The sequence below is a fragment of the Paraburkholderia youngii genome (assembly GCF_013366925.1).
Lineage (GTDB): Bacteria > Pseudomonadota > Gammaproteobacteria > Burkholderiales > Burkholderiaceae > Paraburkholderia > Paraburkholderia youngii.
This window is the reverse complement of record NZ_JAALDK010000001.1, coordinates 2,575,761-2,590,680: the sequence shown is the minus strand read 5'-3', so window position 1 is coordinate 2,590,680 and position 14,920 is coordinate 2,575,761. Positions and strand designations below refer to the sequence as shown.

The following is a 14,920-nucleotide window of genomic DNA, read 5'->3' as shown; positions in this document are numbered from 1 at the left end:
CGCCACTGCGAAGTTTGCCGCACAGGAATTTGGACGGTTCAGACGATGGTGAGCGCACTGATGTTCCAACTGACTCGCTGGCGCGAGCGGGTGCTCAGTACGCATCCTGACCATGCACGCATCGCACGGAGCCTGGCGCGCGTCTCTGCGTTCGTGCTCATCGGGAAATGTGCCGGAGCGCTGAAGGAAATGGCGATTGCGTACAAGTATGGAGTCAGCAGCATTGTCGATGCGTATCAGTTCACGTTTTCGATGGTGAACTGGTTGCCAACCACATTGCTGTCCGTGGCAGGTGTGGTGCTCGTGCCGATGTTCGTCAACCTGCGCGCGCAAAAGAAGGAAGACGTGGCGCAGTTCGTCGGCGAGCTCGAAGGGGCCGCGCTAGTGAGCGGTCTTCTGGTTGCTATCGTCCTATACGTCGGCTGGCCGTTCGTGATGCAGCACCTTGGGCCGGATGCGCCGTCGACGACGCGCGACTTGTCCCGCGAAATGATGTACTGGCTCGCGCCCACAGGTGTACTGACGCTCGGCGCGGGGATTTATGCCGCGCGGCTGCAGGCCAACGAAAAGCATGTGAATACATTGCTCGAGGGGCTGCCTGCCGCGGTGATTCTCGTGAGCGTACTCGTGGCTTCGCCCGACGCGGGCCTCGTGTCGATCGTCTTCGGAACTGTGGTCGGCCTGGCGCTGCAGATGCTTTGCCTCAGGTGGCTTGCCGGACGCACCGACGGCGTGTCGAGCCGGGTCAGGCTCTCCATGCGCTCTCCGCATCTGGGCGAAGCATGGCTGTCCATGCGCACCCTCATGGTCGGCCAGGTCGCCGTCTGTTTCGCCGGACCGCTCGACCAATACCTGGTCGCGAATCTCGAAGCGGGATCGAATAGCACGCTTGGCTACGCGAACCGCGTACTCGCGTTGTTGCTCAGTGTAGGGGCGATGGCTGCCGCGCGCGCCACGCTGCCCATCTTCTCCGACATCCGCAGGCAGGGTGATGCGCGGCGTGCGCGCCGAACGGCGCTTTTCTGGGCGCTCGCCACGCTCGCTGCTGGTCTCGTTTGTGCGCTGGTGTCGTGGTTCCTCGCTCCGACTGCGATCGCCGTTCTGTTCGAGCGAGGTGCGTTCACGCCAGAAGATACGGTGAGAGTGGCAAGCGCATTTCGTTGGGGACTTTTGCAAGTACCGTTCTATTTTGCGTTGATGGTCGTGTGGCAACTCTTTGCCAGCGAAGGACGCTTCAGACTAGTGACAAACATCTCCTTGCTGGCGTTCGCGGTGAAGGTAGGGGCCAGCTTCGTGCTAGTTCACTTATTCGGAGTCGCGGGTGTGCAGATTTCACTTGCTTTGATGTACGTAACCGCATTCGTGCTTGCGATCAGCATGCTGCGGAGCAGTTCAACTTCGCGGCACGACAGCGAAATGCGCTGAGCCCTCGACCGTTCAAGAGACTACGAAACGTGAAAATTGTTCTTGTCGTCAATTCAATGGGTGAGCCGGGCGGCGCCGAACGGGTCGCCGCGGTGCTGTCGGCCGCGTGGGCCCAGCGCAATGACACCGTTACGCTCGTGCCGACCTACAGCAAACATGGTGGATGTTTTTTTCCCATCGACGAGAAGGTGCGGATGATCTATCTGGCCGACCGCGTCAAGCATAGCCCGCTGCGACGGGTCAACTACATCGCGAGACTGGCGGAGTTGCGCAAGCTATTCGTGGAAGAACAGCCCGACGTCATCGTGTCGTTTTTGACCAACGTGAACATCAACGTGATCCTGGCTTCACGGGGCCTGCGCATTCCGGTGATCGCCTGCGAGCACAACGATCCGGTGGCCGATGGCCGCCCGTTTCTGTGGAAGCTGCTTTGCCGGCTCACCTACCCGCGGGCCACCGCGCTCACGTTCCTTTCCCAATCGATGGCAACGCCGTTCGAGAAGATGCGCTCGGGAGACACGCCTCACATTGCCGTGATGCCGAATCCGATTCCGGACGAGCTTTTCAGCATGACGAGGCCGCAGCGCGTGGAAGGCAGAAAGCGCCTGATTTCAGTGGGTCGTCTGAACCCCCAGAAGCACTACGAGCTGCTGATCGAAACCTTTGCGAAGGTCGCGCACGATTTCGAGGATTGGGATCTGTGGATCTGGGGCGAAGGCCCTGAGCGGCCGATGCTCACCCGCAGGATTGCAGAGCTCAATCTGTCCAGGCGGGTATTTCTGCCGGGCAGCACGCAGGCTGCATGGGATGAGATGGCCGCCGCGGACGCTTTCGTACTGTCGTCCCGCTTTGAAGGGATGCCGGTGGCGCTGATGGAGAGCATGGCGCTCGGTGTGCCGGCGGTCTCGTTCGACTGCCCGAGCGGGCCGCGCGAGTTGATGCGCGACGGGCAGGACGGTCTGCTGATCCCACCGGGCGATGCAACAGCGCTCGCCGCCGGACTGCGGCGCATGCTGTCGGACCAGGCGCTGCGCGAAGAGCTCGGCGTCAGGGGCGCGCGCTCGATCCGGGATCGCTATTCCGTTGCCCATATTCTGACGATCTGGGATCGCCTGTTCGGTCAGCTGCCAGGGTTGAAGGGTTTTGCTGGAGCACGAAGATGCCGATGAATGAAATCGGTCTCGACGGCTGTATCAGGCACTGTTTGACTCGGAGGACGGATGAGCAAGGTCTATAGGTACGTCTCCAGGGCTACCGGCTCGGACGCCGTTGCCAGGAGCCTCGATGCGGTCTCTCGATTCCCTCTTTCCTGTGTCGCCACGGCCCTCAAGCTGACAGCCGACGGCAGAAAGAAGCCAATGGACAAAATGGCATTGGAGGCACGCATACAGAAACTGAGACCGTATCGGCCATCAGTTTCTCAGCAGTTGGCCTGCATGAATGAGGACACGGGCCTATGGCTTTCCATCATCGTGCCCGTGTACAACGCGCAAGCCTATCTGCTGAAGTGCATTGACTCGGTTCTGACCCAGAACACCGCACTCGCCTACGAACTGATTGCCGTCGATGATGGATCGACGGACGATTCTTCGGCCATTCTCGATTGCTACGCGAACCGCCCCCGCGTAACCGTGGTGCACATCGCGAACAGCGGCGTGGCGCTGGCCCGCAACGAAGGTCTCAGACACGCAAAAGGCAAATACGTGATGTTCGTCGACGCGGACGACTACCTACCGCCGGACTGCGTCGAGACCCTACTCGCTCCCGCACTTCGACACGACGTCGATATCGTGCAAGGCAGTTACTGGGTCGTCGACGTGACGGACAAAATACATAGGACGCAGGTCTTCGACGATTCGGTCGCGACTCGCGCTGATCCCGATGTCTTCGATCTGTCGGGGTATCCGTGGGGAAAAGTCATCAAGCGCGATCTTTTCAAAAGCGTGCAGTTTCCGGAGGGCATGGCGTATGAAGATTCGGTCGTCACGCTGGTCCTGCTTCCGCTGGCCAATGGCTATGTGAGCCTCAGTCAGCCGGTCTACTTTTATCGCGAGAACCCGCGCGGCCTGACGGCTGTCTTGACCAGGGATCCAAAGACACTGGATGCCTATTGGATTGTATTGAAGCTTCTGTCGGACAGACGTTCATTGGGCCTGCCGACTGACAACCGGGTCCTCGGGCAGGTTAAGAGTCATTTCGGCGCACTGCTCTACGGGAGGCTTGCCAATTTCGACAATGAGGTAAAGCGCGCAGTCTTCTATCTATGCTGCCTTCAACTGGAAGCGTTGCGAAGGGAATGCAGCGGTGGCATAAGCAGCGACAAGGTCGATAGGCTCGATTGCGCTTTCCGCACACGAAATTTCCTGCTCTGGAAGTTGCTTTGTTTTTTCGAGTTGTAAATTTCGCGATCGTGTCTCGCGTTGCGCGGTCCGTACCTCACGGTTGACGCGCAGCGCGATCCCACGCGGCATCCGGCCGGATTACGAATCGATGTGCACCGACACCCCGTTCGCCGAATAAACGGGTGTCGCCATGTGGCCGTCGACCGTGATCGTCGTGAACTGCTTGTTCGCCCCATTGCCATCGATCAGATCGATGGTGTCGCCGACCTTGGGCGCAAAGCCGTTCACGAACTTCACGTGCAGCGTGCCGCCTGCGATGGTGAGTTGATTGCCAACGTGCAATTGGCCGGCGCCTTTGCCGTCGATGTCGAGTTCGAGCGTCGTGCCGGCGAGCTGCGTGTACTTGCCGACGATGGACACGGGCGAAGTCGCCGCGATGGTGACGCCGCCCGCACCCAAATACACGTCGCCCGTGCCGAACGCATTCGGAGAATCCGCCTCGAGCACACCGCCGCTTACCTGGGAACCGCCCGACCAGGTGTTGTTGCCACCGAGCTTCAACGTACCGCTACCCTGCAGCGTCAACTTCCCCGCGCCGGAAATGTCGTTGCGCCACAGATCCGACGCGTTGAATCCGCCTTGGGACGCATCCATCGAAACGATGACGCTGCCATTGAACGCACCATATCCGTCGCCGGCCGCAAACATGTTGAGGCGGCCCCATCCTTCCGCGTCATCCATGACCGGATAGCCGGAAGGAAGCTCGGTCGTCTTGAGCACCACGCGGCGCTGGGCTGCGCTCAGATACGGAAAGCGCGTCTCCAGCAATACTTCCGCACCCTTCGGCACGACGGGAGGCGCATCGGTCGATTCGATCGGAGCAAAGCCGAACGTCATACGGCGGGTGAAGTCTGCTTTGTTCGTTGCATAGTCGGCGAAGCGGTCCGTCGCTGCCGTGCCGGAGTGGGCGAAAGCGGCGAAGTTCGTCGAATTGGTGTTGGTCGACTGCATCAGGGCTGCGTGCGCCTGACTAAATGCGGCGCCCTTCAAGGTGGCGTTGCTGGGATCGGAGAGATTCGCAGCAGTCGCCGCAAGTGCAAACATTCGACCAGCAATGACGTCGAGCGGCGAATGCATACCGGCAAAAATGCGGTTTTCGCCAAGTTCGAGGCCGCGGCTCGCCATCTCCTGGAACCGCTCCGGCAGCACGTAGGCCATTGTCATCGCGTCGCGCATCGCCTCCGCCTCGTGACCGCTGATATATCCGCCATCGGTCGAAGGCGTGGTGCTCTCGGCCGGCACCAGAGTCGGAGCTACCACGACACTCGTGCTCCAGCGGTATGGCCGCGCGTATTTGTAGAAGCGCTTGGCCGGCTCGGTCGATGCGTTGTTGCCCATGTTGCTGAGCAGATCGACAACCTGGCCGAAATTGCTATTGCCGCCACTGCTGCCGACGCCGATGTTGTTGCCGGCGTCGTTGTACAGCACGGTCGTCGCATCCGCCGGGATCGACGTGATCGTCGTCGTCTGCTGCGCCGCCGTGCGCCACGCGTTGGTGAGCGGGCCCATGCCGTCGGTCACGCTGTAGCCTTTGCCGCGCCGGTCGTCGTAGTAGGCTGCATCGGCCTGTGCCTGGGTTCGGTTGGTCGTCTCGGTGACCACGAATTGAATGTTTGCGGCATGGACGGCGCTATTCACGACCGCCCCACCCGGCGTACCGTCATTGGGTAGTCCGGTCCACGTGGATTGCACGACAGCCGGAAAGGAACCATTGGCGGGGGCGGATACGCCCGCATCGACGATCTCGGTCAACGGTTGCCAGATATCGAGGAATCGCGAGACGACACGCACGCCCGCATTCGTGGCGAGCGTCGCATATCGAGCGTCGCCGCGCTGGTTGGTCGCAATCGTGTCGACGAACGCGGGCACGTCGGGGATTGCGGCGTTGTCGACAAAACCAGGGTCGGCAGGCGGAGCCGGGATCGAGGCCGTCGTCGTTGTCGTCGAAGTATTCGAGGACGTCGGCGTAGAAGAGTCATTGCTGCCACCGCACGCGGCTAGTGCCGCCACGCTTGCGAGAATAGTGAGGCGCAGCGGAAGAGAGACGCGAAGATGAGTCATCACGAGACTTTCTTGTCGTTGTTGGTGGCGTCGAATTGTGCGGATGAATTATTACGGCATTGTTGCGACCTATTTTCAGGCAAGGGGACATGCATCGCAGACGTCTGAGCGCAGAGAGGGGGAAAGCCAACCCCTAAAGCCAACCCTTTACCGTCGCCACTCGCCAGACGACAAACATGACGAGGCCCACCGACGCGGCGGTCAACAGAATGAAGTCAATCGAGCGCGCTAGCTTTTTCATATCAAAGTCGGATCGGACGTGCGACGTCCGCATGTGAACAGGGAGTCAGGCGTGCGTGAGTATCGAAACGCGCTTGTGCGGAATGTCGAGCGCTCACGGGGACGCTTAGATGGATCGCGGCCAGGCAGCGATCGACGGGGCGCCCGGCATTCAGCGTGGGTGTGAAGTTACGCCCTGCAAGCTTAAAAGCCGCTTATCCCGAGCCTGTCCCCTTGACGACCCGGGTTCCCCCCGAGTCGCCCGGCGCTGCTGACTGACGCCCCGCAACGGCGAATATCCACATCCGCCGGCAAACCGTGCCATCATGGCGCGAGCATTCAGCAGATGTTTGCGAGCGGACGGAAGCCACGTTTGTTGCAAGCGCTTCATCGGTACCGCACGCTCCGACGCGCAGCACTGGCCAGCCGAAGCGGGACGCCCAGCCGGCGGCATCCGGCCATGCTCTACAGCCGTGCTGCTCCGTCTACCAGCCGGACGAGGAGTTCATCATGCTCGCAGTTCACAAGGCGGTGTTTCCGGTCGCGGGAATCGACACGCGCTTTCTGCCGGCCACGAAGGCGAGTCCGAAGGAGATGCTGCCGGTCATCGACAAACCGCTGATTCAATATGCGGTCGAAGAAGCGGTTGCCGCGGGTATCACCGAGCTGATCTTCGTCACGGGCCGCGGTAAGCGCGTGATCGAAGATCATTTCGACAGATCCTACGAAGTCGAACACGTGCTGCGGGCGCGCGGGCTGCAAAACCTCGCCGAACTCGTGCAAAGCATCAAACCACCCAACGTCAACTGCATCTATGTTCGGCAAGCCGAGCCGCTCGGACTCGGGCATGCGGTGTTGTGCGCGCAAAAGCTGATCGGCGACGAGCCGTTCGCGGTCGTTCTCGCCGACGATCTGCTCGAGGGTCAGCCGCCCGTTCTCGAGCAGATGGTGCACATCTTCAGCCATTACGATTCGTCGGTAATCGGGGTCGAGGAATTCGAAGCGCACGGCGCTTGCTCGCATGGCGTGGTCGGCGGACGACATTGGGACGAGCGCGTGATCAACGTGTCGAGCATCGTCGAAAAGCCCGCGCCGGAAAAAGCGCCTTCGTGCTTCGGCGTCGCGGGGCGCTATGTGTTGATGCCAGCGATATTCGACCACTTGCGCGCGCAGCGGCCCGGCCCTCACGGCGAGATTCAACTGACACCCGCCATTCATTCGATGCTCGAGGAAGAGCAGGTGCTCGCGTATGAATTCATCGGCAAACGCTACGACTGCGGGACCAAGCTCGGTTATCTGCAGGCGACCGTCGACTTCGCGCTGCGGCATAACGAAGTGCACGATGCATTCGGTGCCTGGTTGCGCAAGCGGGTCGACGGCGAGACGGCCGCGCCGGGCACCACGCATTAGCGCCGCCCATTGGACGACGGCACGGTCTGGTCAAAGCAGGGCCCGGTAAATCTGTGCGCTATCGCACACACGCCGGCGCATCGAATGTCCATGATTTACCGATCAACGCCATTCCTCTCAGCCATTCCGGAGTGGCCAGCCGGACAGATTTCGATGGGTGTCAGCATGGGCCTGCGCGTAACGCGCTATATTTGAATTCTCACTGCGCGATGCGGCGATGCGCTACTTGCCGCGCGAGTATGCGCCGCGAAAGCTTCATCTATCGTTGTGAGCCTTGGTGATTTTCAATCCCCGAGATTAACCGGGCTCGTGTTGGACCGTTGCAGACAGGCCTCGCTCGGGTCTTCCGCTTAACCACGACTTCACAGGACGGCAATATGTCACTTCGTATCAATGACACCGCGCCCAATTTCACCGCGCGGACCACGCAGGGCACCATCGATTTCCACGACTGGATCGGCGACCAATGGGCGATCCTGTTTTCTCACCCGAAAGACTTCACGCCGGTTTGCACGACTGAACTGGGCTACATGGCGAAGATCGAGCCGGAGTTCACCAAGCGCAACGCGAAGCTGATCGGGCTATCGGTCGATCCGGTCGAAGACCACGAAAAATGGGCCAAGGACATCGAGGAAACGCAGGGCGCCGCCGTCAAGTACCCGATGATCGGCGACACCGACCTCGCAGTCGCCAAGATGTACAACATGCTGCCGGCCGACGCGGGCGATACCAGCGAGGGCCGCACCGCAGCGACCAACGCGACCGTGCGCTCGGTTTTCATCATCGGTCCCGACAAGAAGATCAAGCTGACGCTGACCTACCCGATGAGCACCGGCCGCAACTTCGACGAAATCCTGCGCGTGCTCGATTCGATCCAACTGACCGCCAAACATAGGGTCGCGACGCCGGTCAACTGGAAGCAGGGCGAAGACGTGATCATCACGTCGGCGGTCAGCAACGAAGAGGCGCAGCAGGTGTTCCCTGGCTTCAAGACCATCAAACCGTATCTGCGCACCACCAAGCAACCGCGCTGACAGATGCGGCATGGCGGCCGTTCGCGGCCGCCTCGCCGATCTTCTTGAGAGATGCAGATGATTTTTCGTCAGCTGTTCGATCCTGTTTCGTCGACCTACACGTACCTGCTCGGTGACAGCGGCGAGGCGGTGCTGATCGACCCCGTCTACGAGCAGGTGCCGCGCGATCAGGCACTGCTGCGCGAGCTGGGCCTCTGGCTGCTTACTACGCTCGATACCCACGTGCACGCCGATCACGTAACCGGCGCATGGCGCATGCGTTTGCGTTGCGGCAGCGAGATCGGGCTTGCCGCGGTCGTGGGGGCGAAAGGCGTGACGCGGCCGCTCGCGCATGGCGATCGGATCGACTTCGGCACGCGTCACCTGACCGTGCGCGCGACGCCTGGCCATACGAATGGCTGCCTGACCTACGTGCTCGACGATCAGAGCATGGCCTTTACCGGCGACAGCCTGCTGATTCGCGGCTGCGGCCGCACCGATTTCCAGCAGGGCAGTCCGCAGCAGTTGTTCGCGTCCGTGCGCGAGCAGATCCTGTCGCTGCCGGACGGCTGCCTCCTCTATCCCGCGCACGATTATCGCGGCATCACGGTGACGAGCGTGACCGAGGAGCGGCGCTTCAATCCGCGTCTGGGCGGCGACGTCGACGTCGGCGATTTTGCCGGGTACATGAACAACTTGAATTTGCCGCATCCGAAGCAGATGGCGGTCGCGGTGCCCGCGAACATGCGTTGCGGGCAGCCGGAAGGCGGCGCCGAAGTTGCGACCGAAACACCGGATTGGGCACCGTTGACGCTGCGCTTTAGCGGCGTGTGGGAAATCGAGCCGATGGCGCTGCTCGAGCATGGCGCGAAATTTCAGATCGTCGATGTACGCGAGGCGCCGGAGTTCATCGATCGTCTGGGTCATCTGCCGGACGCGAAGCTGGTGCCGCTGTCGCAATTGACAGCGCGGCTCGAAGAACTGGATCGCGAGCGGCCGGTGGTCGCGGTGTGCCGGTCCGGCGTGCGCTCGGCGCAGGCGAGCGTATTGTTGACGAAGGCTGGGTTCGGCAAGGTGGCGAATCTTGCCGGTGGGATGCTGCGGTGGCGGACGGAGGGGTTGCCGGTTGCGTCGGACAGCGTTTGACGGGAAGCCGACGCTACGGAACCCCGCGAACTCAGCCGCGACCCTGAGGGCCCACGGCGACACCAGCCTTCGAATAGCCAGCGCTCCGTTGCGCCGAGCGCGTAACCAGCCAGATTCCTCCGCATACCAGCACCAGCGCGACGAGATTCTTCAATTCCATGATGTTCTCGTTCAGGCAAAACGCGGACAGCACGGTACCGAACACGGGCACCAGGAAATTGAAAACGGTAACTTTGCCGACCTGGTTATATTTGAGCAGAAGACTCCACAACGTGAAGGCCGCTGCAGACAGCAACGCCAGGTAGGCCAGCAAAGCCATCGATCCCAGCGTGAACGCGTGCAACGAACCACCGGTCGCGTACCCCGCCGCCAGCAGAACGACGCCGCCAAACCCGAGTTGATAACCGGTCATGACCATGACGTCCATACTCTGCGAAATGCGCTTTCCGTAAATCGATGCAGCGGATAGCACGAATGCGGCAATCACGATAAAGCCTTCGCCGAGCAAGGTGAATGCAAATTCAAACAGACCGTCGCCGAAATTGACGACCATCACGCCGACGAATCCCAGCAGACATCCAAGCGCTTTGCGTGGCGACAGCTTATCGTTCTTGTAGATGAAATGAGCAAGCAGCACGCTGAAGAAGGTCGTCGTCGAGTTCAGAATCGAACCGCGAACGCCGGTCGTGTAGGCGAGACCGATATAGAAGAAAACATATTGAATGGCCGTTTGCGTGAAACCCAATAGCATCAGCTGTCCGCTATTGCGTCGATTCAATTCGAAAACAGGCTTCTTTGAAAAGGCAGCAAGAATCAACAACAACAGTCCCGCGAGCACGAACCGGTAGCCCGCGAAGATCAGCTTCGAAGGAATATCGTTTTGTGTGATTCCGAGCAACGCGTAGCCAATTTTAATTGCCGGGTATGAACTGCCCCAAAGCAGGCAGCATAGCGTCGCCACGATGACGAGCACTTTCGGTTGGGTGAAAAACCGCGCGGAATCGCGCGATCCGGTTGTGGCTGAAGGCACGGACATTTTTCGGGTGATGTTGTCTTTGTGCACTATGTGGGCAGGCCACAGCAGTGCTTTTTTATTGCGGTATCGCTAATTTGCTTTTCAGTGATACCGCATGAAGGCTTCGCGAAATTATACGCAAATGCAATTGTAATGTCAGGGAGGAGCGGCTGCCTCGCGTCTAGCCATGCGTCGAACGTCGACGCGAATTCGGGCCGCGAACACTCATCGGCCATTGCGCGAAAGGCCACGGGCGACCGGACGTTACGCCGGCTGCTATGTGCGCATCACTGTGTCGGGCGATCTTCCGACCATACGCTGGCGAGTGGTGCGCACCTTCACACCTGCGTCGCAGGCACCCGTGGTCCAATCATTCTGCGCCGATCGCGCGATGCCCGCTTGCGCGGCTTCACGCAGTCCGCACGCCGATTGTCGATCCGCGTGCGAGTCGTTCGTCGTAGAGATAAACCGATCAGCTTCATCGACCAGGAGCCCATCATGCGCAAGCACATCGTTTCCATGTTCCTCAGCCTGGATGGCGTCACTCAATCCCCCGGCGCGCCCGAGGAGGATGCCAGTGGCAACTTTCGCCTGGGCGGCTGGATCGTCCCTTACGCCGACGAAGCGATCGGCGTGAGTGTGCACGAGCTGCTCGCTCAGCCGTTCGAGTTGCTGCTCGGGCGTTGCACGTATGACATATTCGCGTCTTATTGGCCCCATGTCCCGGCCGATTCACGCAGCCGCGGCATGGCCGACCAGTTCAATCAGGTCCGCAAGCACGTGGCCACGCATCGATCCGATACGCTCGATTGGCACAACAGCCACCCGCTGAACGGCGACCTTGCCGACGCGATACGCGCGCTGCAACTTCAGGACGGTGCCGATCTATTGACGTTCGGCAGCGGCGACATGGTGCGCCAACTGCTGGCGGCGGGCCTCGTGGATGAGCTTCGGCTTCTGATTTACCCCGTCATACTCGGGCACGGCAAACGTCTGTTCGGCAACGACGCACAAGCGTCGGCCTTCACGCTGGAACACGCGACGAGCACGCCCGGCGGCGTGCTGATCACGCGCTACACGCGCAATGGCGAGGTGCGAACCGGAGTGTTCGAGTAGACGTGAAGCTTCGGAGGATCGACGTTTACAAAAAAAGCCCTATTTCTTCCTCACGTCCCGCGCTCGCCTGCCACTCGTCGCCGTATCCGCGAACAGGTCGATCACGACCTCGCGCAGCCAGCGATTGCCTTCGTCGTGATGGACCCGTTCGTGCCACAACAAATGGATCGGCGCGGCGGGCAGCGTCATCGGCAGCGCGCGCAGGCTGAGCGAGAACGGCGTGGCCAACTCCAGTGCGAGACGCTCTGGCACCGTGGCGATCAGGTCGGTACGTTGCAGGATGTAGCCTACGCTCATGAAGTGCGGCACCGTCAGTCGCACCTGACGCCGCACGCCGCGCCGTTTCAGCCACTCGTCCACCTGACCGTGGCCGGTGCCGGCCGACACCACCACCAGATGCTCGGCTTCGCGCCACGCGGAAAGCGTGAGCGGCGCCTCTTCGAGTGGGTGGCCGCGTCTGAACAGACAGACGTAGCGCTGATCGAACAGACGCCGCTGATAGAAACCGCCCTTCAACTGCGGCAACAGTCCGATCGCCAGATCGACGCGGCCGTCGCCCATCTCCTTGCTCAGATTGACGCTCGTATTGCGGACCGTATTCATCGCGACGCCTGGCGCGACGCGCGACAATCGTTCCAGCAATGCCGGCAAAAACACGACTTCGCCGATGTCGGTCATACCGATCGTCATCGTTCGCATTGCGCGCAGCGGATCGAAGCCCGTCACCGGATTGAGCGCGGCGTGCAAGGTGGCGAGCGCCTGCGAGACCGGTTCCGCGAGACGCAGCGCGAACGGGGTAGGCACCACACCGCCCGGCGCGCGCACGAACAGCGGATCACCCAGCAGGCGGCGCAGCTTCGCGAGCGCATTGCTGACGCCCGGCTGGCTCATGTTCATTTGCTCGGCGACGCTCGCCACGCGCCGCTCCTGCATCAGCCGCTGGAATAGCAGCAGCAGGTTGAGGTCGAGATCGCTCAGTTCCATGGCTTCGGCATGACTTAAAGATCATTCATTTCGGTGATGAAGGAGATTCATTTCATCTTATTGAGCAATGACGGTCTAGTGCTGAAAATACCGACACGATAAACCCGCATATCGGAGACACAATCATGACCCGGATGGACCTGAGCATCGCGATCGTCGGCGCCGGCATCGGCGGCCTTACGCTGGCGCTCGCACTACGCGAGCATGGCATCGATGCGCAACTCTATGAGCAGACCGACGAGTTGCGCGAAGTGGGCGCGGCCGTCGCGCTGTCGGCCAACGCGACGCGCTTTTACGAGCGCATGGGACTACGCTCCGCGTTCGACGACGTGTGCGCCGAAGTACCCGGGCTCATCTATCGTGACGGCCGCAGCGGCAGCGTGATTGGCCATCATCGCGGCATGCCCAGCTATCGCGAGCAGTTCGGTGGCTCCTACTGGGGCGTCCATCGCGCCGATCTGCAGGCGGTGCTGTCGAAGGCGGTCGGTCTCGAGCACATCGAGCTCAGTCATCGGCTGGTCGATCTCGTGCAGCATCCCGATCGTGTGAGCCTCGCGTTCGACAACGGTCGGCGTATCGATGCCGATCTCGTGATCGGTGCCGACGGCGCACGCTCGATCACGCGACGCTGGATGCTCGGCTACGACGACGTGCTGTATTCCGGTTGCTCGGGCTTTCGTGGCATCGTACCGGCCGAGCGCATGGACCTGTTGCCCGATCCGGAGACGATCCAGTTCTGGGTCGGGCCCGGCGGCCATCTGCTGCATTATCCGATCGGCGACAACGGCGATCAGAACTTCCTGCTGGTCGAGCGTCATCCGTCGCCGTGGCCGTCGCGCGACTGGGTCATGCCGTCGACCGAAGGCGAACAACTGCGCCTCTTCAAGGACTGGCATCCGGCCGTCGTGCAGATGATCACGGCGGTGCCGATCAGTCAGCGCTGGGGCCTGTTTCACCGTCCGCCGCTCGGCCGCTGGAGCAAGGGTCGCGTGACGCTGATCGGCGATGCCGCGCATGCGCTCGTGCCGCATCACGGCCAGGGCGCCAATCAATCGATCGAAGATGCCGTGGTGCTGGCCGCACAACTGGCCAAGGCGGGCCCAGGCAACTGGCGGGAAGCGCAGGAGGGCTACGAGCGTCTGCGCCGGGGCCGCACGCGCAAGGTGCAATACGCGTCGATCAGTACCGCGGACGTGCTGCATCTGCCGGACGGCCCCGCCGCGCAGGAACGCAACGCGCGGCTTGGGGCGCGCGATAGCATGCTGCATCACCTCGACTGGATTCACGACTTCGATGCGCTCGCGCAGGAGCCGAGCGACCGGCAAGGGGGCACGTGGCTTTGAGCCTGTCCGTGACGCTTCGATAGCCAGGCGGTTGGCCGCGTGCGACGGCCATGCCTCTGCTATTCGACAAACTGGGCGCCGGTCGCAATTACACCTACGCCGCTGCGGACGGAGCGTTTGTGCCGCCGTGGATCGCAGCCGACGGTCATTTTTGCCAGCTGTTAATGGCCGGTAGCGGCTGGCGATACCACGCTCGGGGTCGCCAGCGTGTTGTTGGTCTTGGGCGCGGGGGTGGCGGTCGTCGAGCCGGTGTCGTTGCTCGGCAGGCCCGAGTTCGGCGCCTTGGCGCCCATGCCGCTGTCCGAGTTGGTGTTGCCTGGCATGCCGTAGCCGCCTGACGTTGTGCCGTTCATCTGATTCGACGGACTGGCGGTGCTGCCTGCGTTTCCGGTCGAACCGCTGCCGCTCTGACCTCCGGCCATCTGCGCAAAAGCGCCTCCCGACAGCGAGAGTGCGGCGACGGCCGCGACTAGTGTGATGGTTGCCTTGCTCATGATCCGCCCCTCCTTGATTGGACTGGAAGATTGACGCAGACAGTTGTCGCCTGCGCTACAGGAAATGTCGCAATCAGCGTGCCGCGCGTTTTCTCAGGTGCTGAATCGACGGTTGAATTTCACGCAGTGACGGCTCGATACAAGTTTTGGCCGCACGCATGGAATAGTCACGCCCCGTGTTCGTTGCGTACCAATCGCTTTTGTCTGGACGAACTCGACCATTGCGATCGCACGGGATCTGCCGCGAAATCAGCCGCTCCGCCGGAATAAACCCGATGCCGTGCTCGTTCAT

The 14,920-nt window shown here is 61.4% G+C and carries 13 protein-coding genes; 8 read left to right on the top strand and 5 right to left on the bottom strand.

From position 1 onward, the window contains the following. Nucleotides 1–60: 60 nt before the first annotated feature. From murJ to G5S42_RS12025, 3 genes are read left to right on the top strand one after another with little or no spacing between them, the layout of a single operon-like run. Nucleotides 61–1,425 (top strand): murein biosynthesis integral membrane protein MurJ, encoded by a 1,365-nt coding sequence (gene murJ / locus G5S42_RS12035; RefSeq protein WP_176106940.1) that lies wholly within the window; start codon nt 61–63, stop codon nt 1,423–1,425. Between the two features lie 29 nt (nt 1,426–1,454). Then, the gene (locus G5S42_RS12030) at nt 1,455–2,594 is read left to right on the top strand and encodes a glycosyltransferase family 4 protein (RefSeq protein WP_176106939.1); all 1,140 of its coding nucleotides are present in this window, start codon (nt 1,455–1,457) and stop codon (nt 2,592–2,594) included. 51 nt (nt 2,595–2,645) lie between these two features. Continuing rightward, nucleotides 2,646–3,824, top strand: coding sequence for a glycosyltransferase family 2 protein (locus tag G5S42_RS12025; RefSeq protein ID WP_176106938.1), 1,179 nt, complete (start codon nt 2,646–2,648; stop codon nt 3,822–3,824). Nucleotides 3,825–3,905: 81 nt separating this feature from the next. Here the strand turns inward: G5S42_RS12025 and G5S42_RS12020 are convergent, their stop codons facing one another. Then, nucleotides 3,906–5,888: an acid phosphatase gene (locus G5S42_RS12020; RefSeq protein ID WP_176106937.1), complete on the bottom strand. Its 1,983-nt coding sequence runs from the start codon at nt 5,886–5,888 to the stop codon at nt 3,906–3,908. A gap of 729 nt (nt 5,889–6,617) precedes the next feature. Here G5S42_RS12020 and galU point away from each other — a divergent pair. The 3 genes from galU to G5S42_RS12005 all read left to right on the top strand — a co-directional run bounded on the left by galU (nt 6,618) and on the right by G5S42_RS12005 (nt 9,676). Further along, the gene (gene galU / locus G5S42_RS12015; protein WP_176106936.1) at nt 6,618–7,517 is read left to right on the top strand and encodes a UTP--glucose-1-phosphate uridylyltransferase GalU; all 900 of its coding nucleotides are present in this window, start codon (nt 6,618–6,620) and stop codon (nt 7,515–7,517) included. A 377-nt stretch (nt 7,518–7,894) separates the two neighbouring features. Then, nucleotides 7,895–8,551, top strand: coding sequence for a peroxiredoxin (locus G5S42_RS12010; RefSeq protein WP_176106935.1), 657 nt, complete (start codon nt 7,895–7,897; stop codon nt 8,549–8,551). A gap of 57 nt (nt 8,552–8,608) precedes the next feature. Then, nucleotides 8,609–9,676, top strand: a complete 1,068-nt coding sequence (locus G5S42_RS12005; protein WP_176106934.1) for a rhodanese-like domain-containing protein — start codon at nt 8,609–8,611, stop codon at nt 9,674–9,676. 31 nt (nt 9,677–9,707) lie between these two features. Here the strand turns inward: G5S42_RS12005 and G5S42_RS12000 are convergent, their stop codons facing one another. Continuing rightward, on the bottom strand, nt 9,708–10,712 hold the full coding sequence (locus G5S42_RS12000) for a DMT family transporter (protein ID WP_176110490.1): 1,005 nt from the start codon (nt 10,710–10,712) through the stop codon (nt 9,708–9,710). A gap of 477 nt (nt 10,713–11,189) precedes the next feature. Between G5S42_RS12000 and G5S42_RS11995 the strand changes: the two genes are divergently transcribed. Further along, nucleotides 11,190–11,807: a dihydrofolate reductase family protein gene (locus tag G5S42_RS11995; RefSeq protein WP_176106933.1), complete on the top strand. Its 618-nt coding sequence runs from the start codon at nt 11,190–11,192 to the stop codon at nt 11,805–11,807. Nucleotides 11,808–11,846: 39 nt separating this feature from the next. On the opposite strand, the gene G5S42_RS11990 is transcribed toward G5S42_RS11995, so the two are convergent. Continuing rightward, nucleotides 11,847–12,791 carry a LysR family transcriptional regulator gene (locus G5S42_RS11990; protein WP_176106932.1) on the bottom strand — a complete coding sequence of 315 codons (945 nt, stop codon included), beginning with the start codon at nt 12,789–12,791 and terminating at the stop codon, nt 11,847–11,849. Between the two features lie 125 nt (nt 12,792–12,916). Between G5S42_RS11990 and G5S42_RS11985 the strand changes: the two genes are divergently transcribed. Beyond that, on the top strand, nt 12,917–14,134 hold the full coding sequence (locus G5S42_RS11985) for an FAD-dependent monooxygenase (protein ID WP_176106931.1): 1,218 nt from the start codon (nt 12,917–12,919) through the stop codon (nt 14,132–14,134). Between the two features lie 161 nt (nt 14,135–14,295). On the opposite strand, the gene G5S42_RS11980 is transcribed toward G5S42_RS11985, so the two are convergent. Together G5S42_RS11980 and G5S42_RS11975 are read right to left on the bottom strand one after the other, a co-directional pair. After that, nucleotides 14,296–14,628, bottom strand: coding sequence for a hypothetical protein (locus G5S42_RS11980; RefSeq protein ID WP_176106930.1), 333 nt, complete (start codon nt 14,626–14,628; stop codon nt 14,296–14,298). A 73-nt stretch (nt 14,629–14,701) separates the two neighbouring features. Then, nucleotides 14,702–14,920: a hypothetical protein gene (locus tag G5S42_RS11975; protein ID WP_176106929.1), complete on the bottom strand. Its 219-nt coding sequence runs from the start codon at nt 14,918–14,920 to the stop codon at nt 14,702–14,704.

Bases quoted from the DNA above. Each gene is read 5' to 3' on its own strand.
- G5S42_RS12000 (WP_176110490.1), bottom strand. From the start codon at position 10,712: ATGTCCGTGCCTTCAGCCACAACCGGATCGCGCGATTCCGCGCGGTTT.
- G5S42_RS12020 (WP_176106937.1), bottom strand. From the start codon at position 5,888: ATGACTCATCTTCGCGTCTCTCTTCCGCTGCGCCTCACTATTCTCGCA.
- G5S42_RS12010 (WP_176106935.1), top strand. From the start codon at position 7,895: ATGTCACTTCGTATCAATGACACCGCGCCCAATTTCACCGCGCGGACC.
- G5S42_RS12025 (WP_176106938.1), top strand. From the start codon at position 2,646: ATGAGCAAGGTCTATAGGTACGTCTCCAGGGCTACCGGCTCGGACGCC.
- G5S42_RS11980 (WP_176106930.1), bottom strand. From the start codon at position 14,628: ATGAGCAAGGCAACCATCACACTAGTCGCGGCCGTCGCCGCACTCTCG.
- G5S42_RS12005 (WP_176106934.1), top strand. From the start codon at position 8,609: ATGATTTTTCGTCAGCTGTTCGATCCTGTTTCGTCGACCTACACGTAC.
- G5S42_RS11990 (WP_176106932.1), bottom strand. From the start codon at position 12,791: ATGGAACTGAGCGATCTCGACCTCAACCTGCTGCTGCTATTCCAGCGG.
- G5S42_RS11975 (WP_176106929.1), bottom strand. From the start codon at position 14,920: ATGAACGAGCACGGCATCGGGTTTATTCCGGCGGAGCGGCTGATTTCG.
- G5S42_RS11995 (WP_176106933.1), top strand. From the start codon at position 11,190: ATGCGCAAGCACATCGTTTCCATGTTCCTCAGCCTGGATGGCGTCACT.
- galU (WP_176106936.1), top strand. From the start codon at position 6,618: ATGCTCGCAGTTCACAAGGCGGTGTTTCCGGTCGCGGGAATCGACACG.
- murJ (WP_176106940.1), top strand. From the start codon at position 61: ATGTTCCAACTGACTCGCTGGCGCGAGCGGGTGCTCAGTACGCATCCT.
- G5S42_RS11985 (WP_176106931.1), top strand. From the start codon at position 12,917: ATGACCCGGATGGACCTGAGCATCGCGATCGTCGGCGCCGGCATCGGC.